Source organism: Pseudomonas sp. E1MeOHC2, assembly GCF_058745025.1.
The window spans coordinates 2,146,343-2,171,468 of the sequence record NZ_CP196675.1; the positions used below are offsets into that span (position 1 = coordinate 2,146,343).

Genomic DNA, 25,126 nt, shown 5'->3' on the forward strand with positions numbered 1-25,126 from the left:
ATTATTCCTCCGCAGCGCTTTGGCGCAGGCGGTTAATACGGTTCTCGCTCCACTGCTTGAGCAGCAGGATGAAGAGCGCCAGGATCAGCAACAGGCTGGCCACGCTGAAGGCCGCGACGTGGTTGTACTCGTTGTAGAGGATCTCCACGTGCAGCGGCAAGGTGTTGGTGACGCCGCGAATATGCCCGGACACCACCGACACCGCGCCGAACTCACCCATCGCCCGCGCCGTACACAGCACCACGCCGTAGATCAGGCCCCATTTGATGTTGGGCAGGGTCACATGCCAAAACATCTGCCAGCCATTGGCGCCCAGCAGGCGCGCGGCCTCTTCTTCCTGGGTGCCCTGCTCCTGCATCAGCGGGATCAGTTCACGGGCCACGAACGGCACGGTGACGAAGATGGTCGCCAGGACAATGCCGGGCAGCGCGAACACAATCTGGATGTCATGGTCCTGCAGCCAGGGGCCGAACAGGCCTTGCGCGCCGAACATCAGCACGTAGACCAGGCCCGCGATCACCGGCGAGACCGAAAACGGCAGGTCGATCAGGGTGACCAGGATGCTCTTGCCACGGAAGGTGTACTTGCTCACGCACCACGCCGCGCTGACGCCAAATACCAGGTTCAGCGGCACCGAAATGGCCACGGCAAACAGGGTGAGCTTGAGCGCCGACAAGGCGTCGGGCTCGAAGATCGCCTCGAAGAAGGTACCAAAACCGTTTTTCAGGGCCTGCGATACCACGATCACCAGCGGCAACAGCAGGAACAACGCGAACACCAGCCAGCCAAGGCCGATCAGGATGCGCCGCGACGTGGCGCTGCCACGGCGGGCTGCATTGGCGGCGGCGGTAGCGCTCAGGGATGAACTAGACATAGCCGGCCTCCTTCAAGGGGTTTCGATGCGGCGCTGCAGCAGGTTGATCAGCAGCAGCAGGATGAAGGAAACCACCAGCATCAGCACGCCGATGGCGGTCGCGCCGGTGTAGTCGTACTGGTCGAGCTTGACCATGATCAGCAGCGGCAGGATTTCGGTCTTCATCGGCATGTTGCCAGCAATGAAGATCACCGAACCATATTCACCCACCCCACGGGCGAAGGCCAGGGCAAAGCCGGTCAGCCAGGCGGGCAGCAGCGCGGGCGCCAGCACGTGGCGGAACACCTGCAGCGGTTTCGCGCCCAGGCAGGCGGCGGCCTCTTCGACTTCACGCGGGATATCGGCCAATACCGGCTGCACCGTGCGCACCACGAACGGCAGCGTGACGAAGGTCAGCGCCAAGGTGATGCCCAGCGGTGTGTAGGCGATCTTGAAGCCCAGGTCGGTAGCAAACTGGCCAACCCAACCCGCCGGGGCGTACAGGGCGGTCAGGGCGATACCGGCAACGGCGGTAGGCAAGGCGAATGGCAGGTCGATCATCGCGTCGATGATCTTGCGGCCGGGGAAGGTGTAGCGCACCAGCACCCAGGCCAACAGCGTGCCGATCACGCCATTGATGATGGCGGCGAACAGGGCAGTGCCGAAACTCAGCTTGAGCGCGGCGATCACCCGCGGCGCACTGATGATGTTCCAGAACTGCTCCCAGGTCAGCTGCGAGGCATGGATGAACATGGCCGCCAGCGGTATCAGCACAATCAGGCTGAGGTACACCAAGGTGTAGCCCAGCGTCAGCCCGAAGCCGGGTATGACGGGGGAAATGCGACGTGACATAAATATCCCTGGTTGAACGCACGAAGCCCGGGATCAATCCCAGGCCGGTGCAGGCTTCTGAATCTTGGGGCTGCTTTGCAGCCCATTCGCGGCACAAGGCCGCTCCCACAGGGGAGCCCGGTTCCTTGTGGGAGCGGCCTTGTGCCGCGAATGGGCCGCACAGCGGCCCCGCTTTTCCATAACCGCTTACTGTGCCTGATAGATCTGGTCGAACACACCACCATCATTGAAGAACTTAGGTTGTGCAGTCTTCCAGCCACCGAAGTCCTTGTCGATGGTTACCAGGTCCAGTTTCGGGAATTGCTTGCCAAATTCGGCAGCCACTTTCTCGTCACGTGGCCGGTAGAAGTTCTCGGCGGCGATTTTCTGGCCAGCCGGGCTGTACAGGTACTTGAGGTATTCGGTGGCAATCGCGGTATTGCCCTTCTTCTCGGCGTTCTTGTCGACCACGGCCACCGGTGGCTCGGCCAGGATCGACAGCGACGGCACGACGATGTCGAACTTGTCTGCGCCACCGTCTTCCTTCAGCGCCAGGAAGGCTTCGTTTTCCCAGGCCAGCAGGACATCGCCCTGGCCGTTGTTGACGAAGGTGATGGTCGAGCCACGGGCGCCGGTATCGAGCACCGGTACGTGCTTGAACAGCTCCTGCACGTAGGCTTTGGCCTTGTCTTCGCTACCGCCGGTCTTCAGGCCGTAGGCCCAGGCGGCGAGGAAGTTCCAGCGCGCACCGCCTGAGGTTTTCGGGTTCGGGGTAATGACCGAGACGTCTTTCTTGATCAGGTCGCCCCAGTCCTTGATGCCTTTCGGGTTGCCCTTGCGCACCAGGAACACGATGGTCGAGGTGTACGGGGTGCTAGCGTCCGGCAGGCGGGTCTGCCAGTTGTCCGGCAGGGTCTTGCCGAGCTTGGCGATTTCGTCGATGTCGCCGGCCAGGGCCAGGGTCACCACGTCGGCGCGCAGGCCATCGATCACCGCGCGGCCCTGTTTGCCCGAGCCACCGTGGGATTGCTGGATCTTCACCTTGTCGTCCGGGTGGGACTGCTGCCAGTGCTTGATGAATTCGGCGTTGTACTGTTGATACAACTCACGAGTCGGGTCGTAGGACACGTTCAGCAGTTCGTAGTCCTTGGCGATTGCGGAACCGGCAAAAACAGCACTGGCCAGAGCGGCAAGCGCATAACGGCGGATGGACATGGTGAAGCTCCCGATTGGCATTTTTCTAGTTTTAAAAGTGTGGCGCGATCAGCCGGGCTTGTGGCCGGGCTGTTGCAGGCGGAACTTCTCCTTGCGCTCGATCTGTACGACCTGAGCGTTGTGCACGGTAATCTCCACCGCACCGAAACGCAGATCGCGCAGGGCGCTCTGGATCTCACGCAGAATGGTGGCTTCGTCCTGACCGTCGATGCTACGCAGAGATGCACTCATGCTCGTTCTCCTTGGAGTGAGGGTGCCGGGCAGAGGTTTGAAGGGGATTTGCGCCTGGCTTGAGGGCAATAGTAGTGAGGCGCGGATATTCTTAAAAATACTGTTTAAGAATGTTTATATAACCAAAATCAAGCCGAGATTTTGTAGGCGACAAAAGGCCTCTGTGGGAGCGGGCTTGCCCGCTCCCACAGGGTTCAGTGTTGGGTTTTGCTACTGTGTTCAGGCTCGCGGATTTTGTACCAGGCCACATACAAGGCCGGCAGGAACAGCAGCGTCAGCAAGGTGGCCACGATGATCCCGCCAATCATGGCGTAGGCCATCGGCCCCCAGAACACCTCTCGGGCAATCGGGATCATGCCCAGGCTGGCTGCTGCCGCCGTCAGCAAGATCGGCCGCCGCCGGTGGTTGGTGGCCTCCACCACCGCATCCCACGGCGACAGCCCCTGGGCTTCGAACTCGTCGATCTGGGTCACCAGAATCACCGAGTTGCGAATGATGATACCGGCCAGGGCCAGAATCCCGAGAATCGCCACAAAGCCCATCGGCGTGCCCGTTGGTACCAGTGCCAGTACCACACCGATCAACCCCAACGGCGCCACGCTGACCACCAGGAACAGCTTCTGCACGCTGTGCAGCTGGATCATCAGGAAAGTCGCCATAAGGAACAGCATCAGCGGGATAACCTTGCGGATCGGCCCCTGGGCCTTGGCGCTCTCCTCCACCGTACCGCCGGTCGCCACCTCGAAACCGACCGGCAGTTTGCTGGCAAATTCGTCGATCTTGGGCTTGAGCTGGGCCACCAGGTCGGTGGGCTGGATGTCGCCATTGACCGACGCCTTGATGGTGATGGTCGGCTTGCGATCACGCCGCCAGACCAGCGGCTGCTCCAGCTCGTAACGCACCGTGGCGAACGCCAACAGCGGTATCGAGGTGCCATTGGGGCTGACGATCTGCAGGTTCTGCAAAGTGTCGGGCGAACCCCGCTCGCTGTCCTCGGCGCGGGCGACCACGTTGACCAGGTAGATGTTGTCGTTGACCTGGGTAATGGGTACGCCGGTGACGATGCTGTTCATCACGTTGGCCACATCTTCGGACGACAACCCCAGCTGGCGCGCCTTGTCCTGGGCAATCTCGATACGCAGCACCTTACCCGGCTCGTTCCAGTCGTAGATCATCTCGCCGATGTGCTCGTTGGCGTCGAGCAACGTGGCCAGCTCGATGGCGTGCTTGCGCACCTGGTCGATGTCCTGGCCGCTGACCCGGTACTGGATCGGCCGCCCCACGGGCGGGCCCATCTCCAGCGATTGCACGTTGGTGCCGATACCGACGAACTCTTCACGCAGCAGTTTCTGCAAGCGATCCATCATGCCCTGACGTTCTTCGAAGCCTTTGCTGACGATCACCAGCTGGGCGTAGTACGGGTTCTGCAACTGCTGGTCGAGGGGCAGGTAGAAGCGGATCGCGCCCTGGCCGATGTATGTACTCCAGCGCACCAGGTCGGGGTCGTCCTTGATCCTGGCCTCCAGCCGGTCAACCACCTTGCGCGTCTCCTCGATGGAGGCGTTCTGCGGCAGGTTGAGGTCGACGAGAATTTCTGGCCGGTCGGATGAAGGGAAGAACTGGTTCTGCACGAACCGCTCGCAGAAAATCGCCAGCGCGAACAGCAACACCGTGCCGATGATGGTCAGCCAGCGATTGCGCATGCACCACAGCAGGCCGCCCTCGAATGCCTTGCCGATTCGCCCAGGCTCGGCCTCGTGCGGTTTGACCTTGCTGCTGAGAATATGCACGCCCAGCACCGGGGCGAAGAACACCGCCACCACCCACGACACGATCAGCGCCACGGCGATCACCGCAAACAGGGTGTAGGTATACTCGCCTGCCGAGCTGGCGTTGAGCCCGATCGGCACGAAGCCGGCCACGGTCACCAGGGTACCGGTCAGCATCGGGAACGCCGTCGAGGTGTAGGCGAAGGTCGCGGCGTGCTCCTTGCTCTCGCCCATTTCCAGGCGCGTGACCATCACCTCCACGGTGATCATCGCATCGTCCACCAACAGGCCCAGGGCGATGATCAAGGCGCCCAGCGAGATCCGTTGCATGGTGATGCCGCTGTACTCCATGAACACGAAGACCATGGCCAGTACCAGCGGGATCGAGCAGGCCACCACCAGCCCGGCACGCACGCCGAGGCTGACGAAGCTCACCGCCAGCACGATCACCACCGCCTCGAACAGCGCACTGGTAAAGCCGCCCACGGCTTGTTTGACCACCACCGCCTGGTCGGACACGGTGTGCACCCCCACCCCCACCGGCAGGTCGGTGATCACGCTGTCCATTTTCTTCTTCAGCGCAGCGCCGAACACCTGGATGTTACCGCCCGCCTTCATACCGATGGCAAGGCCAATGGCGGTCTGGCCGTTGTAGCGGAACATCGGTGATGGCGGGTCGACGTAGCCGCGCTCGATATCGGCAATGTCGGCAAGGCGGAAGAAGCGGTCGTTGATCCTCAGGTTGACGGTTTCCAGGTCCTTTTCCGACGCGAACTGCCCGGTGGTGCGTACCGAAATACGCTCAGGCCCCGCTTCGATCACCCCTGCCGGCGTTACCGCGTTCTGCGATTGCAACGCCTGCATGACCTGACGCTGGTCAATGCCCAGGGCCGCCAGTTTGCGGGTGGAGAAGTTCAGGTACAGCACTTCATCTTGGGTGCCGACCAACTCGATCTTGCCGATGTTGGGCACTTCGCGCACTTCAGCACGGGCCTGTTCCACGTAGTCACGCAGTTGCCGCAAGGTCAGGCCATCGGAGGTAAAGGCGTAGATCGAACCGAATACATCACCGAATTCGTCGTTGAACGCCGGGCCTTGGATGCCCTCGGGGAACTGGCCGCGGATGTCCTGGATCTTCTTGCGCACCTGGTACCAGATGTCCGGGATGTCCTTGGCCTTGGTGGTGTCGCGCAAATAGACGTAGACAGTGGACTCGCCAGGGCGGGTGTAGCTTTTGGTGTAGTCGAGCGAGTCCAGCTCTTCGAGCTTCTTCTCGATGCGGTCGGTGACCTGGTACAGCGTCTCGTCCTGGGTTGCACCGGGCCAGCGGGTCTGGATGACCATGGTCTTGATGGTGAACGACGGGTCTTCTTCACGGCCAAGGTTGAAGTACGAGAAGATCCCCATCAGCAAGCCGACGAACATCAGGTACCAGACGAACGATTGATGCTTGAGTGCCCATTCGGACAGGTTGAAGCTTCCTTTCATTGCGCATCCTCGTCGAAGGTGACCTTCTGGCCAGGCTTGAGGCTGTTAACGCCGGCAGTCACCACGCGCTCGCCTGGCTGTACCCCGGAGGCGAGGACGATGTGCTCGCTGGTGCGGTCGATCAAGGCCACATCCCGGGTCGCCACGGTTTTCTGCTGCGTGTCGATCACCCACACCTGGGTCTTGCCGTCGCGTTCGAGCAAGGCGCTCAGTGGCAGTTCACTGCGCGGCGTGACCGCCGAGCTCAGGCTCACGCTGATCGCGGTGCCAAGGTGGAAGGCCGCTGGCGTGCTGGCCAGGGTCAGGCGTGCGCGCCGGGTGCGCGTGGTGGCGTCAGCTTGCGGCTCCAGCTCGCGCAACGAGGCCGTGGTGTTGATGCTTGGGTCGAGCTGCGAGGCCACGGTGAAGGTGAGGCCCTTGTCGAGTTGCTCGGCCAGGCCGATCGGCAGGTCGATAACAGCTTCCTTAACGTCTGGCCGGGCCAGGGTGACGACCGCCTGGCCCGCCGTTACCGTTTGCCCGGCTTCGGCCTGCCAGGCAGTGATCACTGCCGCGTGGTCGGTGCGCAGGGTGCTGTAGTCGAGTTGGTCACGCGCTTGGCTAAGCGCCGAGCGTGCCTGCTCCAGCGCCGCACCGGTGGTTTTCAGGTTGGTCTGGGCAATGTCCAACTGGGCCTGGGCGCCGACACCGCGGTCGTACAGCTGCTGCTGGCGGCGCGCGTCGGCCTGGGCGTTTATCCATTGCGCCTGAACCTTGGCCAGATCGCCTTCAGCGGCGCGCAACTGGTTCTGCTGGTCGGTGGGGTCGAGGGTGGCCAACGTGTCGCCTGGCTTTACCTGGGCGCCCACATCGAGCCAGCGCCGCGCGATACGCCCGGACACGCGAAAGCCCAAGGTGCTCTCGAAGCGCGCCTGAATGCTGCCTGCAAAGCGCCCGAGTTGCGCTTGCACCTGCGGCTCGACCTTCATCGAAAGCACCGGCCGTACAGGCTCTACGACCTTCTCTTCACTGCTGCAGGCAACGAGCAGCAGCCCGACCGGGAGCATCAGCAGCAAACGCTTCATGGCGCATCCCCCCCGGCCTTCTGATCGATTTTTTCCACCTGCATGCCCGGGTGCAGCAACTGCCCGCCATTGACGACGACGATTTCGCCGCCTTTGATGCCGCTGGCGACCACGACCTTGCCGGTGAGGTAGCGCGCGACGTCAACCTTGCGCAGTTCGACCTTGTCACCCTCACCCACGACCCATACGGCGGGCTCATGCAGGGCCTTGGTCAAGGCCGACCAGGGCAGCTCGATGCTGGAGCGCCCTTGGGTATTGGCAGTGGCCGTTACTGGCGAGCCCAACTGCATGCCGGGCGGCACGTCACGCAGGCCGACCTTGACCTGCACCGTGCCACTTTGGGCCGAAACAGTCGGCGTCACTTCGCGAACAAACCCTTGCGCCTGCACCTTGGGGTCATCGAGCAGCTTCACGATCACCCCGGCATCGCTTGGCGGCGCCACCAGCAACGATTCATAGACGTTGAACACCGCATCGCGGTCGCCATCGGCGGCCAAGCCGAAGATCGGCATGGTCGCCTGCACCACTTGCCCGACTTCGGCCTGGCGCTCGGTGATCACGCCGGCGGCCTCGGACACCAGCGCGGTGTAGCTCAACTGTTCATTGGCGTTGGCCAACTGCGCCTGCGCGGCTTTGAGCGCGCTCTGGTTGCTGCGCAGCGCGGCTTCGGCGGAGTCGTACTCGCTCTGGCTGGTGTAGCCCTTGGGTAAGAGTTTTTGCTGACGCACGAAGGCCGCAGCCGTCTGCGTCACGCGCGCCTGGGCGGCGAACACTTCTGCCTTGGCCGAATCGACGTTGTTCTGCAGGTCTTTCGGGTCCAGCCGTGCCAGCACCTGGTTGGCCTTGACGTGATCGCCCACATCGACGCTGCGCGAGATGATCTTGCCGCCCACACGGAACGACAAATCGGTTTGCACCCGCGCCTGCACGTCGCCGGTCAGAGTGACCCTGGCCGCGAAATCGGTGGGTTGTACTTGCAACACGCCAACCCTGGGCAGTTCCGGGCTCGAGACTTCCTTCTCGCACCCCGACAACATAAACAGCAACCCTAGGCAAACGGCCGACTGAAGACGCCTCAACGTCATGCGGGCTCCTTGCTTGCGCGCAAAATGGTTCGAGGAATGCGACTGTTAGCGTAGTTCAGGGTTTAGCAAACGGCGATACTGCCTGTTCGCCCGCACACGGAAGCGCCCCATGCTCACGACCCTGGCCATCGCCAACTACCGTTCGATCAACCAGCTGGTCATGCCGCTGGGCCGGCTCAACGTGATTACCGGTGCCAATGGCAGCGGCAAGTCCAACCTGTACAAGGCCCTGCGCTTGCTCGCCGAGACGGCGCGCGGTGGGGTGGTCAATGCCTTGGCCGCCGAGGGTGGGTTGGAGTCGACGTTCCATGCCGGGCCTGAAAAAATCAGCCGGCGCATGCTCAAGGGCGAGGTACCGGTGCAAGGCGGGCCGCGCCAGCAGGTGAGGCGCCTGAAAATGGGCTTTACCGACGAAGACTTTGGTTATGCCATCGGCCTGGGGCTACCTGAGCCGAGCCGGTCGATGTTTTCCCTGGACCCACAGATCAAGCATGAAGCAATCTGGGCCGGCCCCGTATGCCGCCCTGCCAGCCTGCTGGTGGAGCGCAGCGCGGCCATGGTGCGCGCCCGGGAGGGGCGCCAGTGGCAGGTCATGAGCCAGCACTTGACCGAGTTCGACAGCCTGTTTGACCAGGTTGGTAGCGTGCAAGGCTCACCTGAAGTGCTGCACCTGCGCGAGCAGATCCGCAGCTGGCGCTTCTATGATCATTTCCGTACCGACCCCGAAGCGCCGGCACGCCATTCGCGCCTCGGCACCCGCACGCCGGTGCTGCACCACGACGGCCGTGACCTGGCGGCGGCGTTGCAGACCATCCAGGAGATCGGCGATTTCGAAGCGCTGCAGGCAGCGATCAGCGACGCCTTTCCCGGCTCGCAAGTGGGCATCGATGCGACACCCGGTGGCCTGTTCAGCCTGCGTTTTCAGCAAGCGGGGCTGTTGCGGCCGTTGACTGCCGCAGAACTGTCCGATGGCACCTTGCGCTACCTGCTGCTGGTGGCGGCACTGCTGACGCCCAGGCCGCCGAGCATGATGGTGCTCAACGAACCGGAGACCAGTTTGCATCCAGATTTGCTGCCAGCGCTGGCGCGGCTGATTCGGCGGGCTTCGCAGCAGTGCCAGGTGTGGGTGGTATCGCATGCGCCACGGTTGGTGGCAGCGTTGGAAGAGGATGAGGGGTGCAATGCGATTCGGCTGGAGAAAGTGCTGGGCCAGACGATGATCGTTGGGCAGGGGATGCTGGATGAACCGGCTTGGCATTGGCCGGATTGAGGGAGGATTTACTGGCCTCTTCGCGGGCAAGCCCGCTCCCACAGGTACACCACAGACCTCAAGCTTGAGGATATCCCTGTGGGAGCGGGCTTGCCCGCGAAGAGGCCAGTAAAGAGACAGAACCACTCCTGCCATATCCAGAAACCATCAGCCACCCGGCAATTGCGCTTCAACCGCTATGTTTCAAAGGGATTCAGTCATCAAGGAAGATCCCAATGTGCCCAGCTCAGTCCAACCTGCTCCGCCGGGGCCGCTTTTCAGAACCCGGCAGGCCCTACCTGCTGACGACCATTACGCACCAGCGCATACCGCTGTTTCGCGACTTCCATCTTGCACGCCTGGTGGTGAGGCAACTACGCCTCTCAGATCATGATCAGGACTGCCGGTCTCTAGCCTGGGTGGTGATGCCAGACCACCTTCATTGGTTGATCGAGTTGAAAGAAGTGACCCTGAGTACGCTGATGCGCAGGTTCAAATCCCGTACAGGGATAGCGCTGCGCAGAGCAGGCGTAAGGCATAAGCCGATATGGCAGGCGGGCTATCAGGACCATGCACTGCGGCGAGAAGAGAGTGTGGTGCATGTCGCCCGGTACATTGTTGCCAATCCCCTGCGAGCGGGGCTGGTCAATAGTGTCAGGGAGTATCCCCACTGGGATGCTGTATGGCTTTGAATTCGCGTTGAAACATTCGCGGGCAAGCCCGCTCCCACAGGTACACCACAGGCCTCAGGCTTGTGGATATCCCTGTGGGAGCGGGCTTGCCCCGCGAAGGGCCGCGAAGCGGCCCCAGGCTGGGTCAGGCCGACGCAGCAGCTGCCGTCGGGCGCTTGACCTGCGGCTGCGACACATTCGCCGCGGCCCCTTCTTCGATGGCCTGCTGGATCGCCTTGCGACGGTGCTCTTCAGCGCGGCGGCTGAAGTACCAGACCATGAAGGTCACCAACGACACCGACAGTAGGATCAGGCTGGCTACCGCGTTGATCTCAGGCTTCACACCCAGGCGCACCGCCGAGAACACTTCCATCGGCAAGGTGGTCGAGCCTGGCCCGGACACGAAGCTGGCCAGTACCAGGTCATCCAGCGACAGGGCAAACGACATCATGCCGCCCGCCGCCAGCGATGGCGCGATCATCGGGATGGTGATCAGGAAGAACACCTTCCACGGCTTGGCACCCAGGTCCATCGCCGCTTCCTCGATCGACAGGTCCAGCTCACGCAAGCGCGCCGACACCACCACCGCCACGTACGCCGCACAGAACGTGGTGTGGGCGATCCAGATGGTGACGATGCCACGCTCCTGCGGCCAGCCGATCATCTGTGCCATGGCCACGAACAGCAGCAACAGCGACAGACCGGTGATCACTTCGGGCATCACCAGCGGGGCGGTGACCAGGCCACCGAACAGCGTGCGGCCCTTGAAGCGGGTGACCCGGGTCAGCACGAAGGCCGCCAGGGTACCCAGCGCCACCGCGGCCACCGCCGTGTAGCAGGCGATTTCCAGCGAGCGCATCACCGACCCCATCAACTGGGTGTTATCGAGCAGGCCGACGTACCACTTGACCGACCAGCCACCCCACACCGTCACCAGCTTGGAGGCGTTGAACGAGTAGATCACCAGGATCAGCATCGGCAGGTAGATGAACAGCAAGCCGAGCACCAGCATCAGCTTGGAAAAACTGAAGCGCTTCATGCCCTGCCCTCCATTTCTTTGGCCTGGCTGCGGTTGAACAGCAGGATCGGCACGATCAGGATCGCCAGCATCACCACCGCCAGCGCGGACGCCACCGGCCAGTCACGGTTGTTGAAGAACTCTTGCCACAGCACCTTACCGATCATTAGCGTTTCCGGGCCGCCCAGCAGTTCTGGGATCACGAACTCACCCACCACCGGGATAAACACCAGCATGCAGCCGGCGATTATGCCGTTTTTCGACAGCGGCACGGTGATCTTCCAGAAGCTGTTGAAGGTGCTCGAACCCAGGTCCGATGCGGCTTCCAACAGGCTCGGGTCGTGCTTCACCAGGTTGGCATAGAGCGGCAGGATCATGAACGGCAGGTACGAATAGACCACGCCGATGTACACCGCCAGGTTGGTATTGAGGATCTGCAATGGCTGGTCGATCAGCCCCAGCCACATCAGGAAGCTGTTAAGCAGCCCGTTGTTGCTGAGGATGCCCATCCAGGCGTAGACGCGGATCAGGATCGCCGTCCAGGTCGGCATCATGATCAGCAGCAGCAGAACGGTCTGCGACTCTTTGCGGGCGTTGGCGATGGAATAGGCCATCGGGTAGCCGATCAACAGGCACAACAGGGTGCTGAAGAAGGCCATCTTCAACGAACCCAGGTAGGCCGAGATGTACAGCTCGTCTTCGGTCAACAGGCCGTAGTTGGCCAGGTTGAGCACCAGCTGGATCTTGTCTTCGACGTAGCTGTAGATCTCGGTATACGGCGGGATCGCCACGTCGGCTTCGGCGAAGCTGATCTTCAACACGATGAAGAACGGCAGCATGAAGAACAGGAACAGCCAGATGAACGGCACGCCGATCACCAGGTGCCGCCCCTCCGGGGTCAAGCGCTGGAAGGCTCGCTTGAGCTTGCGCAGTTTCATGACCGCAGTACCACGCCGCTGTCGTCTTCCCACCACACGTACACTTCATCGCCCCAGGTCGGACGGGTGCCCTGGCGCTCGGCGTTGGCGACGAACGACTGCACTACCTTGCCGCTCGGCAGCTCGACGTAGAACACCGAGTGGCCGCCCAGGTAGGCGATGTCGTGGACCTTGCCGCGCGACCAGTTGTGCTCGCAGGTCGGCTGTTGGGTGGTGACCAGCATTTTCTCCGGGCGCAGCGCGTAGGTGATGTGCTTGTCTTCGACCGAGGTGGTGATGCCGTGGCCGACGTAGATCTTGCGCTCAAGTTCTGGGCTGGCAATGATCGCGTGGCCTTCGGCGTCGTCGACCACTTCACCCTCGAACAGGTTGACGTTGCCGATGAACTCGCACACCAGGCGGCTGGTCGGCGTCTCGTAGATATCCACCGGCGAGCCGATCTGGGCGATCCAGCCCAGGTGCATGATGGCGATGCGCTGGGCCATGGTCATGGCCTCTTCCTGGTCGTGGGTCACCATCACGCAGGTCACACCCACGCGCTCAATGATTTCCACCAGTTCAAGCTGCATTTGCGAACGCAGCTTTTTGTCCAGAGCGCCCATTGGCTCATCAAGCAACAGCAGTTTCGGGCGTTTGGCCAGCGAGCGGGCCAGGGCCACACGCTGACGCTGGCCACCCGAAAGCTGGTGGGGCTTGCGCTTGGCGTACTGGGTCATGTGCACCAGCTTGAGCATCTCGGCCACACGGGCGTCGATGTCGGCCTTGGGCAGCTTGTCCTGCTGCAGGCCGAAGGCGATGTTCTGCGCCACGGTCATGTGCGGGAACAGCGCGTAGGACTGGAACATCATGTTGATCGGCCGCTCATAGGGCGGCATGTCGGTGATGTCGACGCCATCGAGCATGATCCGCCCTTCGGTCGGACGCTCGAAACCGGCCAGCATACGCAGCAAGGTCGATTTGCCGGAGCCGGAGCCACCCAGCAGGGCGAAGATCTCGCCCTTGCGGATTTCCAGGGACACATCGTCCACCGCTACCGTTTCGTCGAACTTTTTCGTGACCCGGTCGATTTTGACCAGCACCTGCTTGGGTTGCTGGCCACCCTCGAGGGCTTTCTTATAGGCACCGGAGGCAACTGCCATGAGTGAAACTCCCAACAAGATTTGTGTACCCGCGCAACCTGTTCTGCAGGGGGCTGCGGCGGGCCTGGATGGTTACTTGCCCGACTTGACCTTGGTCCAGCTACGGGTCATCAAACGTTGCACCTTGGGCGGCAACTCACTGTTGACGAACATCTTGTCCAGCACTTCCTGCGGTGGGTACACCGCGGCGTCAGTCCTCACGGCCTGGTCCATCAGGTCGCCAGCCTTGGGGTTCGGGTTGGCGTAACCGACGTAATCACTGACCTGGGCGATAACCTCAGGTTTCAGCAAATAGTTGATGAAGGCATGGGCCTCTTTGACGTTCTTGGCGTCCTTGGGGATCGCCAGCACGTCGAACCAGAGGTTGCCGCCTTCCTTGGGAATCGCATACGCCAGGTTCACGCCCTTTTTGGCTTCTTCCGCACGGGCCTTGGCCTGGAAGATATCGCCAGAGAAGCCCGCCGCGACGCAGATGTCGCCGTTGGCAAGGTCGGTGATGTACTTGGACGAGTGGAAGTAGGTCACGTACGGGCGTACCGCCAGCAACTTCTGCTCGGCAGCCTGATAGTCCTTGGGGTTGCTGCTGTTGGGGTCCAGCCCCATGTAGTTGAGCACCGCCGGGAGCATTTCGTCCGCCGAGTCGAGGAAGGCCACGCCGCACTTGGAGAGCTTCTTCATGTTCTCGGGTTCGAACAGCACGGCCCAGGAGTCGATGGTGTCGACGCCCAGCGCGGCCTTGACCTTTTCAACGTTGTAACCAATGCCGTTGGTGCCCCACAGGTAAGGCACGGCGTACTGGTTGCCCGGATCGTTCTTTTCCAGGCGCTTCATCAGGGCCGGATCCAGGTTGGAATAATTGGGCAGCAGGCCCTTGTCGAGCTTTTGGAACGCGCCCGCCTTGATCTGCTTGCCCAGGAAATGGTTGGACGGCACCACCACGTCATAGCCGGTGTTGCCGGCCAGCAGCTTGCCTTCCAGGGTTTCGTTGGAATCGAAAACATCCTGCACGGGCTTGATACCCGTTGCCTTCTCGAAGTCCGCGAGTGTGGTCGGGCCGATATAGTCGGACCAGTTGTAGAAATGCACCGTAGGCGCCGCTTGGACGCTGCATGCCAGCGTCAGGCCCGCTCCAGCCATCAAGGCCTTGCGTAATACAGAAATAGACAAGTGGGTGGTCCTCACAATCAGTGCATGGGTAGCGGCAATAGGGCCGCACACGCAAAACCGGCGCGCAACTTACCTTCGCAGCTTCGATGCCGCAATCATCAATTGCCTTTCACCGCCTCTGGGCCGGGCAACCCCGGCCCAGAGGGCCTCGCATCAGGCTTACTTGCCCGACTTGATCTTGGTCCAGCTGCGGGTAATCACACGCTGCACAGAAGCGTCAGGCGCAGCAATCGCGTACAGCTGCTTCTTCACTTCGGCAGGCGGGTAGATGCTCGGGTCGCTGGTGATGTCCTTGTCCACGAACGGGGTGGCAGCAGCGTTGCCGTTCGGGAAGCGCACGGCGTTGGTGATTTCAGCCATGATTTCTGGCTGCATCAGGAAGTCCATGAACTGGTAGGCAGCGTCTTTATGCTCGGCATCTTTCGGGATGGCGACCATGTCGTAGAAGGTACCGGCACCTTCTTTGGGAATGACGTAGTCCACTTTGACCTTGTCGCCGGCTTCGTGGGCGCGGGCCTTGGACTGCTCCAGGTCACCCGAGTAACCGACGGCCACGCAGATGTCGCCGTTGGCCATGTCGCCGATGTACTTGGACGAGTGGAAGTAGGTGATCGAAGGACGGATTTTGAGGAACAGGTCCTCAGCGGCCTTCAGGTCTTCCTTCTTGGTGCTATTGCTTGGCAGGCCGAGGTAGTGCAGCGCGGCCGGCAGCATTTCGGTCGGGGCGTCGAGGAAGCTTACGCCGCAGCTCTTGAGCTTGGCGATGTTCTCAGGCTTGAACACCACGTCCCACGAATCGATCTTGTCCACGCCCAGCGCGGCCTTGACTTTCTCTGGGTTGTAGCCAATGCCGATGGAGCCCCACATGTACGGGAAGGCGTGCTTGTTGTCCTTGTCGCTGGCATCGCCAACGGCCTTGAGCAGGTCGGGGTCGAGGTTCTTCCAGTTCGGCAGTTTGGAACGGTCCAGTTCCTCGTACACGCCAGCCTTGATCTGCTTGGCCAGGAAGTTGTTGGACGGCACGACGATGTCATAGCCCGACTTGCCCGCCAGCAGTTTGGCTTCGAGGGTTTCGTTGCTGTCGAATACGTCGTACTTGACCTTGATGCCAGACTGCTTCTCGAACTTGGCGATGGTGTCCGGAGCGATGTAATCCGACCAGTTGTAGACGTTCAATACCTTGTCTTCAGCCTGAACAGCGGTCGCCATGGCACCCATCAGGGCGGCGGCCAGCAACGTCTTGCCCATTTTCTTCATGCGTCATGCTCCAGATTTTTTTTGATTAGCCATCCGTTCAGCTGCCAGGTCCCGTAGTACACGCGTCGGGCGACTGAAACAGCCGCTAGTCTGGCAAGTTACAAGGCGCTGTTTCAAGGAAAGCAGCCCCTTGTAACCAACTAATGTCACAACGCTAGCCTAGCAGGTGCTCATCTGATCGCTTCGAGGGTCAGGTCGAGGCACTTACGCGCCTTTTCCACCAGCTCGTCGATCTCTGCATGGCTGATCACCAGTGGCGGCGCGATGATCATGGTGTCACCCACCGCACGCATGATCAGGCCGTTCTCGAAGCAGAAGTTGCGGCAGATCATGCCCACGCCTTTGCCTTCGTAACGGCTGCGGGTCGCTTTGTCCTTGACCAGCTCGATTGCGCCGAGCAGGCCCAGGCCGCGTACCTCACCCACCAGCGGGTGGTCTTGCAGCTCACGCAAACGCTTTTGCAAATACGGTGCCGCTTCCGTGCGCGCCTGCTCGACGATGTGCTCGTCGCGCAGAATGCGCAGGTTTTCCAGGCCCACCGCGGCCGCGACCGGGTGCCCGGAATAGGTGAAGCCGTGGTTGAAGTCGCCGCCTTCGCTGATCACCTTGGCCACGGTGTCACGCACGATCACACCGCCCATGGGGATGTAACCGGAGGTCAGGCCCTTGGCGATGGTCATCAGGTCTGGCTTGAGGTCGTAGTAGTCGGAGCCGAACCACTCGCCGGTGCGGCCGAAACCGCAGATGACTTCGTCGGCCACGAACAGGATGTCGTACTTGGCGAGGATCTCTTTGATCTTCGGCCAGTAGGTTTCTGGCGGAATGATCACCCCGCCGGCGCCCTGGATCGGCTCGGCGATGAAGGCGGCGACATTGTCTTCGCCAACTTCGAGGATTTTCTTCTCCAGTTGCTCGGCAGCCCACACACCGAATTCGTCTGGGCTCATGTCGCCGCCCTCGCCGAACCAGTACGGCTGCGGGATGTGCACGATGCCCGGGATCGGCAGGCCGCCCTGCTCGTGCATGCCACTCATGCCACCCAGGCACGCACCGGCGAAGGTGGAGCCGTGGTAGCCGTTGATGCGGCCGATGATGGTCTGCTTGTGCGGTTTACCCTTGAGCGCCCAGTAGTGACGGACCATGCGCAGCACGGTGTCGTTACCTTCGGAGCCGGAGCCGGTGAAGAACACATGGGTCATGCCGTCGGGCGCGACGTCGGTGATCGCCTTGGCCAGCTCCAGTGCTGGCGGGTGAGCGGTCTGGAAGAACAGGTTGTAGTACGGCAGCTCGCGCATCTGCTTTTCGGCAGCCTGCACCAGCTCTTCACGACCGTAACCGACGGCCACGCACCACAAGCCGGCCATGCCGTCGAGGATCTTGTTCCCCTCGCTGTCCCACAAATGCACGCCCTGGGCCTTGGTGATGATGCGCGGCCCCTTCGCCTTCAGCTGTTTGTAGTCGCTGAAGGGTGCGAGGTGGTGCTCGCCGCTCAGGGTTTGCCATTCACGGGTTTGCGGGTTTTTGACGCTCATGTGCTTCTCCGTTATCCGACAGCCGCGCTCCTGCGGCACCAGGGTTGATCAGACAGCAAACAGCAGGAACTCACGCTCCCAGGAACTGATGACGCGTTTGAAGTTTTCGTGCTCGGCGCGTTTGGTGGCGACGTAGCCGGTGATGAACTTCTTGCCCAGGTACTGGACCAGCGCGCGGCTGATTTCCATGCGTTCCAGGGCGTCTTCAATGGTCAGCGGCAGGCGCAGGTTGCGGCGCTCATAACCGCGGCCCTGCACCGGCGCGCTGGCCTCGATGCCTTCGACCATGCCGATGTAGCCGCACAGCAGGCTGGCGGCGATGGCCAGGTAAGGGTTGGCATCGGCGCCCGGCAGGCGGTTCTCGACCCGGCGGTTTTGTGGGCCGGCATCCGGCACGCGCAGGCCGACGGTGCGGTTCTCCTCGCCCCATTCGACGTTTACTGGCGCCGAGGTGTCGGGCAGGAAGCGGCGGAACGAGTTGACGTTGGGGGCGAACAGCGGCAGCGCCTCAGGGATGAACTTCTGCAGGCCACCGATGTGGTGCAGGAACAGCTCGCTCATGCTGCCGTCTTCGTTGCTGAAGATGTTCTTGCCGGTGGCCACGTCGATCACGCTCTGGTGCAGGTGCATGGCACTGCCCGGCTCGCCGGTCATGGGCTTGGCCATGAATGTCGCGGCCACGTTGTGCTTGAGCGCGGCCTCGCGCATGGTGCGCTTGAACACCAAAATCTGGTCGGCCAGGTGCAGCGCGTTGCCGTGACGGAAGTTGATCTCCATCTGCGCCGTGCCGTCTTCGTGGATCAGCGTGTCGAGGTCCAGCTGTTGCAGTTCGCACCAGTCATAGACGTCCTCGAACAGCGGGTCGAATTCGTTGGCGGCCTCGATCGAGAACGACTGCCGCCCGGTTTCCGGGCGGCCCGAGCGGCCTACCGGCGGCTGCAGCGGGAAGTCCGGGTCTTCGCTACGCTTGGTCAGGTAGAACTCCATCTCTGGCGCGACGATCGGCTGCCAGCCTTTGTCGGTGTAGAGCTTGAGCACTTTCTTCAACACGTTGCGCGGCGACAGTTCGACCGGGTTGCCCTTCTTGTCGTAGGTGTCGTGGATCACCTGCGCCGTCGGCTCGATGGCCCAGGGCACCAGGAACACGGCGTCTTCGTCGGGGCGGCAGATCATGTCGATGTCGGCCGGGTCGAGCAGTTCGTAATAGATGTCGTCGTCGACGTAGTCGCCCGTGACGGTCTGCAGCAGCACGCTCTCGGGCAGGCGCATGCCTTTTTCGGCGATGAACTTGTTGGTCGGCGAGATCTTGCCCCGCGTGATGCCGGTCAGGTCACTGATCATGCATTCGACTTCGGTGATCTTGTGCTCTTTCAACCAATCGGTGAGCTGGTCGAGGTTGTTACTCATAAATACCTCAGGAGGTAAGGTGGTCCGCGCATTGATTCTGGATGGAGAAGATTGCTAAAGCAAAAACCCCCACGCAGGAGCACAGTGGATACACTGAAAACAAGCGTGTCCGTAATGAGTTTGAAGGGCAGGAAGACGAATCGAAGGGCGTAAAGCCGCTACGAGGGAGGGTCCGGGTGCGCCAAACGTCAATTATTGCGGCCAGGGCGGCCACACCGTTGACGATGCGTGCATGAACGACAGGGATACCCGACTGCACTGCGCAGGCAGCGCTTTCAGGTCGCGACAAGCGGACCATATGACCCTCGTATTATTGTGTTTTGGGTTGTGACCGAGCTTAGCCTTGTTCATTTTTTTACACAACACCTCCGTAAAAAATAAAACACGGCAAGCTTGAGATAGCCCTTCACGCGGTAAATAGCGGATAATGGCACGCCCCGATATGCAGCAAATCTGCCGTAGATGTGCCATTTCAGGGCATCATGGGGTTGGCTTGACATCAGTATGGGTTTTCGATTGACTGGTCCTGCAAGCCCCCCTTGATTGATATTTTTAACAACAAAGGTGTTGCATCATGTCGGTACCCCCGCGTGCCGTTCAGCTTAACGAAGCGAACGCGTTCCTTAAGGAACATCCTGAGGTTCTCTACGTTGACCTTCTGATTGCAGATATGAATGGTGTGGTGCGCGGCAAGCGCATAGAGCGCACCAGCCTCCACAAGGTTTACGAGAAAGGCATCAACCTGCCGGCCTCCCTTTTCGCCCTGGATATCAACGGTTCCACCGTCGAAAGCACCGGCCTTGGCCTGGACATCGGCGACGCCGACCGCATTTGCTATCCGATCCCCGACACGCTGTGCAACGAGCCGTGGCAAAAACGCCCCACTGCACAGCTGCTCATGACCATGCACGAGATCGAAGGCGAGCCTTTCTTCGCCGACCCCCGTGAAGTGTTGCGTCAGGTTGTCAGCAAGTTCGACGACCTGGGCCTGACCATCTGCGCCGCGTTCGAGCTGGAGTTCTACCTGATCGACCAGGAGAACGTGAATGGCCGCCCACAACCGCCCCGCTCGCCGATCTCGGGCAAGCGCCCACAGTCGACCCAGGTGTACCTGATCGACGACCTCGACGAATACGCCGACTGCCTGCAGGACATCCTCGAAGGTGCCAAAGAGCAGGGCATTCCAGCTGACGCCATCGTCAAGGAAAGCGCCCCGGCGCAGTTCGAAGTCAACCTGCACCACGTCGCCGACCCGCTCAAGGCCTGTGACTACGCGGTGCTGCTCAAGCGCTTGATCAAGAACATCGCCTACGACCATGAAATGGACACCACCTTCATGGCCAAGCCCTACCCGGGCCAGGCAGGCAACGGCCTGCACGTTCACATTTCCGTGCTGGACAAAGAAGGTAACAACATCTTCACCAGCGAGGATCCCGAGCAGAACGCCGCGTTACGTCACGCTGTCGGCGGTGTGCTCGAGACCCTGCCCGCGTCCATGGCGTTCCTCTGCCCGAACGTCAACTCGTACCGTCGCTTTGGCGCGCAGTTCTATGTGCCAAATGCGCCGAGCTGGGGCCTGGACAACCGCACCGTGGCGCTGCGTGTGCCGACCGGCTCTGCCGATGCCGTGCGCCTCGAGCACCGGGTTGCCGGTGCCGATGCCAACCCGTACCTGATGATGGCGGCCGTGCTGGCCGGCGTGCACCACGGCCTGACCAACAAGGTCGAGCCAGGCGCGCCGATCGAAGGCAACTCGTACGAGCAGCTGGAGCAGAGCCTGCCGAACAACCTGCGCGATGCTCTGCGCGAGCTGGACGACAGCGAGATCCTCAACAAGTACATCGATCCGAAGTACATCGACATCTTTGTCGCGTGCAAGGAGAGCGAGCTGGAGGAGTTCGAGCATTCGATCTCCGACCTTGAGTACAACTGGTATCTGCACACGGTGTAAATGAAAACGCCGCCCATCAGGGCGGCGTTTTTATTCGAGACCACGTCGCCTGCTTCGCGGGCAAGCCCGCTCCCACAGGTATTCCACAAGCTTCAAGCCTTGTGAGTTTCCTGTGGGAGCGGGCTTGCCCGCGAAGAGGCCGCTACAGGTTTACAGCGATTTCTCGAAAATCTTCGAATTACGCTGGTAGTTGTACAGCGATGCCCGCGCCGCCGGCATCCGCTCCACGCCACTGGGCGCAAAGCCACGCTCGCGGAACCAGTGCGCGGTGCGCGTAGTCAGCACGAACAGCGTATTCAACCCCATCTGCCGCGCGCGGCTCTCGATGCGCTCGAGCAACTCATCACCCCGCCCGCCATGCCGGTACTCCGGGTTCACCGCCAGGCACGCCAGCTCGCCCGCCTCGGAATCGGCAATCGGGTACAACGCCGCACACGCGATGATCATGCCCTCGCGCTCGACCACACTGAACTGCTCGATCTCCCGCTCCAGCACCTCACGCGAACGGCGCACCAGGATGCCCTGCTCTTCCAACGGGCTGATCAGCTCCAACAGGCCACCAACGTCTTCAATGGTCGCCTCACGCACCACTTCGAACTGCTCCTGGGACACCAGCGTGCCGCCACCACCACGGGTGAACAGCTCGGTCAGCAGCGCGCCGTCTTCGGCATAACTGACAATATGGCTACGCGCCACACCCCCCTTGCAGGCCTCGGCGGCGGCATCCAACAATTCGCCCTGGTAGTCACTGCCCAGGCGCAGCAGATGCGGGGCAACCTGTTGCGGGCGTAGCTCACGCACCAGCTTGCCCTGTTCATCCAGCAGGCCCGGCTCGGCGCCGAACAGCAGCAGCTTGTCGGCACCCAGCTCGATGGCCGCGCGGGTGGCGACATCTTCGCAGGCCAAGTTGAAGATTTCACCGGTGGGCGAGTAACCCAGCGGCGACAGCAACACGATGGAGCGTTCGTCGAGCAAGCGGCTGATGCCTTTGCGATCGACCCGGCGCACTTCGCCGGTGTGGTGGTAGTCCACGCCTTCGAGCACACCGATCGGCCGGGCAGTGACCAGGTTGCCGGACGCCACGCGCAGGCGCGAGCCCTGCATCGGCGAGGCGGCGATGTCCATCGACAGGCGTGCTTCGATGGCCAGGCGCAGGGCGCCCACGGCGTCGATCACACAATCCAGGGTCGCCGCATCGGTGATACGCATGCCACGGTGGTAATGCGGGGTCAGGCCACGCTCGGCCAGACGGCTTTCGATCTGTGGGCGCGAGCCATGCACCAGCACCAGCCGCACGCCAAGGCTGTGCAGCAGCACCAGGTCGTGGACGATGTTGCCGAAATTAGGGTGCTCCACCCCATCACCGGGGAGCATGACCACAAAGGTGCAGTCGCGATGGGCATTGATGTACGGGGAGGCATGACGCAGCCAGTTGACGTAGTCGGGCATGACAGGGCCTGTGGATAAGTGGACGGAGAACGGCGATACAGGGGGCGTTCAAGATCATCGTCGGAACAGGCTTGCGGTCACGCGCGGTCTCCTCTAGGCAGTAACGAATAAGCTCAATGGACGTTTAGTGCAGGCAATAGTGCCGGATCAGGTCACGTAATAGACGCACGGTAGGCTCGATTCGTGACATTTCAAGGTACTCGCCAGGCTGATGGGCACAGGCGATGTCGCCAGGGCCTAGCACGATGGTCTGGCAGCCCAGCTGCTGAAGATAAGGCGCTTCTGTGCCAAACGCTACCGCTTCGGCGCGGTGACCGGTCAGGCGCTCGGCCACTTGTACCAGCTCGGCGTCCGCGGCCTGCTCGAACGGGGGCACTTCAGGGAACAGCGGCGCATAGTCGATGCGCACCTCGAAGCGCTCCGCCACGGGCACCAGCTTCTGGCGGATCGCTGCCCGCAGTTGCTCGACATCCATCCCCGGCAACGGCCGCAGGTCGAACTCCAGCGCGCACTGGCCGCAGATGCGGTTGGGGTTGTCACCGCCATGGATGCAGCCGAAGTTCATCGTCGGTGTAGGCACCGTGAACTGTGGGTTGCGGTAGGTCTGCTGCCATTGGCCGCGCAGTTGCATCAGCTCGCCCATCACCGCGTGCATGGCTTCCAGGGCGCTGCGCCCCAGGGTCGGGTCCGATGAATGGCCGCTGCGCCCGAGGATGTCGATGCGGTCCATGAGGATGCCCTTGTGCATGCGGATTGGCCGCAGGCCGGTGGGCTCGCCGATGACTGCGGCACGGCCCAGCGGCTGGCCGGCCTCGGCCAGAGCACGGGCGCCGGACATGGAGCTTTCTTCGTCGCAGGTGGCGAGAATCAGCAGCGGCTGCTTGAAGTCATGCTCCAGCAACGGCAGCACAGCCTCGATGACCAGGGCAAAGAAGCCCTTCATGTCGCAACTGCCCAGGCCTACCCAGCGGCCATCGATTTCGGTCAGCTTCAGCGGGTCGCTCGACCACAGTTGCTCGTCGTAGGGCACGGTGTCGCTGTGCCCCGCCAGCACCAGGCCACCCGGGCCGGTGCCACGGCTGGCCAGCAGGTTGAACTTGCCGGGGCTGACCTGCTGGATGTCGCACGTGAAACCCAGGTCACCCAACCAGCCGGCCAGCAGGTCGATGACCTGGCGATTGGACTGATCCAGCGCAGGCTGGGTACAACTGACCGAAGGCGCGGCAATCAAAGCGGCGAACTGGTCTTTCAGCGTCGGCAACGGCATGCCCGTACTCCTCGGAAGCGTTGCCCATCATAGGACCATCTGCCGTCTGGAATAAACCGTTGGCGGCCGACTCCTGTAGACTCTCTGCCAACGAGCCCCTCCTTCGAGCCTGCGATGCACAAAGAAACCGAACTCAAGCTCCGCGCCAGCCGCGAGACCCTTGCCGCCCTGCGCGAGCACCCCTTGCTGAAAAAGCGCAACAAGTCCGGTTGGCAGACCCGTGAACTGCTCAACCAGTACTTCGACACCCCGGAACGCGAGCTTTCCGCCGCCCGTGTCGCCCTGCGCCTGCGCCGCGATGGTGATGCAATCATCCAGACCTTGAAGTGCCGCGGGCAAAGCGTGGCCGGGCTGTCCGAACGCAACGAGTACGAGTGGCACCTGGACAAGGTCAAGCTCGACCTGAAAAAACTCGACGCCACCTGCTGGCCCGAGCAACTGGCAGCGCTCGACAAAAAAACCATCAAACCGCTGTTCACCACCGACTTCAGCCGTGAATACGCCGAAATCGCCTGGGGCCGTGGCAAGAGCAAGGTCGTGATCGAGGCCGCGCTGGACCAGGGCTTCGTGATCGCCGGCAAGCGCAAGGAAGAAATCTGCGAGTTGGAGCTCGAACTGCGCGAAGGTGCGCCCGAAGCCCTGCTGGAGTTAGCTGCGGAGCTTGCCGCTAGCCTGCCACTGATGCCCTGCGACATCAGCAAGGCCGAGCGGGGCTACCGCCTGCTGGAGCCCGAAAGCTACGAACTGGGCCTGCCCCAGACCGAGCTGGACGCCGAAATGGCCCTGGACGATGCCTTCGCCGCCCTCGCCTGGCAGTTGCTCGGCAGCAGCCAGCGCCTGGCCGAGCAATACCGCCACAATGGCCACTGGCGCCTGCTGCAGGACTGGGTGCAGTCCCTGGCCGAACTGCGCGCACTGGTCGCCAGCCTGGGCCAGGCCGCACCGCGCGCCACCACCCGCGAGCTGCGCGCCAGCCTTGACGCGCTGCTCGAAGACTGGCGCCCACTGGTGCAGGCCGGTAACGATGACGAAGACATCCGCCGCGCCGCACCGGAGCAATTCGCCGAAGAGCTGGAAGACGTACGCTGGGGCCAGTTCTCCCTGGAAACCTCGCGCTGGCTGCTGGCCCGCGGCTGGACCGTCGAGCGCAAAGGCCGTGGCGAACGCCAGGGCAAGGCGCAGCTGGCCAGCTGGATGGCGCATTTGCTCGGCGAAGAAGGCCGCGCGTTGAAACTGCCGCTGTACACCCAGCGCCCCGAAGACCTGGCCGAACAGCTGCCGCGCCTCGAGCAGTTGCTCACCTGGCTGCACCATGCCCGCCAGGTGCTCGAAGCACCGCAGATGGACCGCCTGTATGGCGACCTGAAAAAGCTGCACGAGCTGGCTGAACTGCCGCTGTCCGAAACGCCCGACGAGCTGCTTGAAGCCCGTATCGAGCAGGCCCGTGCGGTTGATCAGAGCCGCGGCTGGAAGTACCTGCTCAAGGCTTGATCGGCGTCGCCTGCTTCGCGGGCAAGCCCGCTCCCACAGGTTTAGTGCAATGGG

At 62.0% G+C, this 25,126-nt stretch carries 20 protein-coding genes; 4 read left to right on the top strand and 16 right to left on the bottom strand.

All coding sequences use genetic code 11. The features are described from left to right. Position 1: 1 nt before the first annotated feature. From cysW to ACSSU5_RS09585, 7 genes are all read right to left on the bottom strand, one after another. The gene (cysW, locus tag ACSSU5_RS09555; RefSeq protein WP_264311112.1) at positions 2-874 is read right to left on the bottom strand and encodes a sulfate ABC transporter permease subunit CysW; all 873 of its coding nucleotides are present in this window, start codon (positions 872-874) and stop codon (positions 2-4) included. A gap of 12 nt (positions 875-886) precedes the next feature. Next, positions 887-1,705: a sulfate ABC transporter permease subunit CysT gene (cysT, locus tag ACSSU5_RS09560; protein WP_186665492.1), complete on the bottom strand. Its 819-nt coding sequence runs from the start codon at positions 1,703-1,705 to the stop codon at positions 887-889. Between the two features lie 186 nt (positions 1,706-1,891). Beyond that, complete coding sequence (locus ACSSU5_RS09565; RefSeq protein ID WP_264311111.1) at positions 1,892-2,899, bottom strand: sulfate ABC transporter substrate-binding protein; 1,008 nt, start codon at positions 2,897-2,899, stop codon at positions 1,892-1,894. A gap of 48 nt (positions 2,900-2,947) precedes the next feature. Further along, positions 2,948-3,130 carry a sulfur starvation response protein OscA gene (gene oscA / locus ACSSU5_RS09570; protein WP_264311110.1) on the bottom strand — a complete coding sequence of 61 codons (183 nt, stop codon included), beginning with the start codon at positions 3,128-3,130 and terminating at the stop codon, positions 2,948-2,950. A gap of 194 nt (positions 3,131-3,324) precedes the next feature. Further along, positions 3,325-6,387 (bottom strand): efflux RND transporter permease subunit, encoded by a 3,063-nt coding sequence (locus ACSSU5_RS09575; protein ID WP_492561070.1) that lies wholly within the window; start codon positions 6,385-6,387, stop codon positions 3,325-3,327. Beyond that, positions 6,384-7,451, bottom strand: a complete 1,068-nt coding sequence (locus ACSSU5_RS09580; RefSeq protein ID WP_492561071.1) for an efflux RND transporter periplasmic adaptor subunit — start codon at positions 7,449-7,451, stop codon at positions 6,384-6,386. Before ACSSU5_RS09580 ends, ACSSU5_RS09575 begins: the two co-directional genes overlap by 4 nt. Further along, complete coding sequence (locus ACSSU5_RS09585) at positions 7,448-8,536, bottom strand: efflux RND transporter periplasmic adaptor subunit (protein WP_264311107.1); 1,089 nt, start codon at positions 8,534-8,536, stop codon at positions 7,448-7,450. Before ACSSU5_RS09585 ends, ACSSU5_RS09580 begins: the two co-directional genes overlap by 4 nt. A gap of 109 nt (positions 8,537-8,645) precedes the next feature. Between ACSSU5_RS09585 and ACSSU5_RS09590 the strand changes: the two genes are divergently transcribed. Together ACSSU5_RS09590 and ACSSU5_RS09595 are read left to right on the top strand one after the other, a co-directional pair. Next, the gene (locus tag ACSSU5_RS09590; protein ID WP_492561072.1) at positions 8,646-9,806 is read left to right on the top strand and encodes an AAA family ATPase; all 1,161 of its coding nucleotides are present in this window, start codon (positions 8,646-8,648) and stop codon (positions 9,804-9,806) included. A 215-nt stretch (positions 9,807-10,021) separates the two neighbouring features. Then, positions 10,022-10,477 (top strand): REP-associated tyrosine transposase, encoded by a 456-nt coding sequence (locus ACSSU5_RS09595; RefSeq protein WP_492561073.1) that lies wholly within the window; start codon positions 10,022-10,024, stop codon positions 10,475-10,477. A gap of 124 nt (positions 10,478-10,601) precedes the next feature. Here ACSSU5_RS09595 and ACSSU5_RS09600 read toward each other — a convergent pair whose 3' ends face one another. The 7 genes from ACSSU5_RS09600 to ACSSU5_RS09630 form a co-directional block, all read right to left on the bottom strand. Continuing rightward, entirely contained in the window at positions 10,602-11,495 is an 894-nt protein-coding gene (locus ACSSU5_RS09600) for an ABC transporter permease subunit (protein ID WP_264311105.1), read from the bottom strand. Further along, positions 11,492-12,412 (bottom strand): ABC transporter permease subunit, encoded by a 921-nt coding sequence (locus tag ACSSU5_RS09605; RefSeq protein ID WP_264311104.1) that lies wholly within the window; start codon positions 12,410-12,412, stop codon positions 11,492-11,494. The genes ACSSU5_RS09600 and ACSSU5_RS09605 overlap by 4 nt, the downstream gene beginning before the upstream one ends. Beyond that, positions 12,409-13,551 (bottom strand): polyamine ABC transporter ATP-binding protein, encoded by a 1,143-nt coding sequence (gene potA, locus ACSSU5_RS09610; RefSeq protein ID WP_264311103.1) that lies wholly within the window; start codon positions 13,549-13,551, stop codon positions 12,409-12,411. The genes ACSSU5_RS09605 and potA overlap by 4 nt, the downstream gene beginning before the upstream one ends. Before the next feature lie 72 nt (positions 13,552-13,623). Further along, positions 13,624-14,718: a polyamine ABC transporter substrate-binding protein gene (locus ACSSU5_RS09615; protein ID WP_264311102.1), complete on the bottom strand. Its 1,095-nt coding sequence runs from the start codon at positions 14,716-14,718 to the stop codon at positions 13,624-13,626. Between the two features lie 159 nt (positions 14,719-14,877). Next, on the bottom strand, positions 14,878-15,975 hold the full coding sequence (locus ACSSU5_RS09620) for a polyamine ABC transporter substrate-binding protein (protein WP_264311101.1): 1,098 nt from the start codon (positions 15,973-15,975) through the stop codon (positions 14,878-14,880). Between the two features lie 170 nt (positions 15,976-16,145). Further along, positions 16,146-17,507 (bottom strand): aspartate aminotransferase family protein, encoded by a 1,362-nt coding sequence (locus ACSSU5_RS09625; RefSeq protein ID WP_264311100.1) that lies wholly within the window; start codon positions 17,505-17,507, stop codon positions 16,146-16,148. Positions 17,508-17,555: 48 nt separating this feature from the next. After that, a complete protein-coding gene (locus ACSSU5_RS09630) occupies positions 17,556-18,914 on the bottom strand; it encodes a glutamine synthetase family protein (protein ID WP_264311099.1) in 1,359 nt (452 codons plus the stop codon). Positions 18,915-19,488: 574 nt separating this feature from the next. Here ACSSU5_RS09630 and ACSSU5_RS09635 point away from each other — a divergent pair. After that, complete coding sequence (locus ACSSU5_RS09635; protein ID WP_264311098.1) at positions 19,489-20,865, top strand: glutamine synthetase family protein; 1,377 nt, start codon at positions 19,489-19,491, stop codon at positions 20,863-20,865. Between the two features lie 150 nt (positions 20,866-21,015). Here the strand turns inward: ACSSU5_RS09635 and argA are convergent, their stop codons facing one another. Beyond that, on the bottom strand, positions 21,016-22,314 hold the full coding sequence (gene argA, locus ACSSU5_RS09640; RefSeq protein ID WP_264311097.1) for an amino-acid N-acetyltransferase: 1,299 nt from the start codon (positions 22,312-22,314) through the stop codon (positions 21,016-21,018). 124 nt (positions 22,315-22,438) lie between these two features. Continuing rightward, positions 22,439-23,581 (bottom strand): acetylornithine deacetylase, encoded by a 1,143-nt coding sequence (gene argE, locus ACSSU5_RS09645; RefSeq protein ID WP_264311096.1) that lies wholly within the window; start codon positions 23,579-23,581, stop codon positions 22,439-22,441. A 114-nt stretch (positions 23,582-23,695) separates the two neighbouring features. Here argE and ACSSU5_RS09650 point away from each other — a divergent pair, with 114 nt between their 5' ends. After that, on the top strand, positions 23,696-25,072 hold the full coding sequence (locus ACSSU5_RS09650; protein WP_492561074.1) for a CYTH domain-containing protein: 1,377 nt from the start codon (positions 23,696-23,698) through the stop codon (positions 25,070-25,072). Positions 25,073-25,126: the final 54 nt, after the last annotated feature.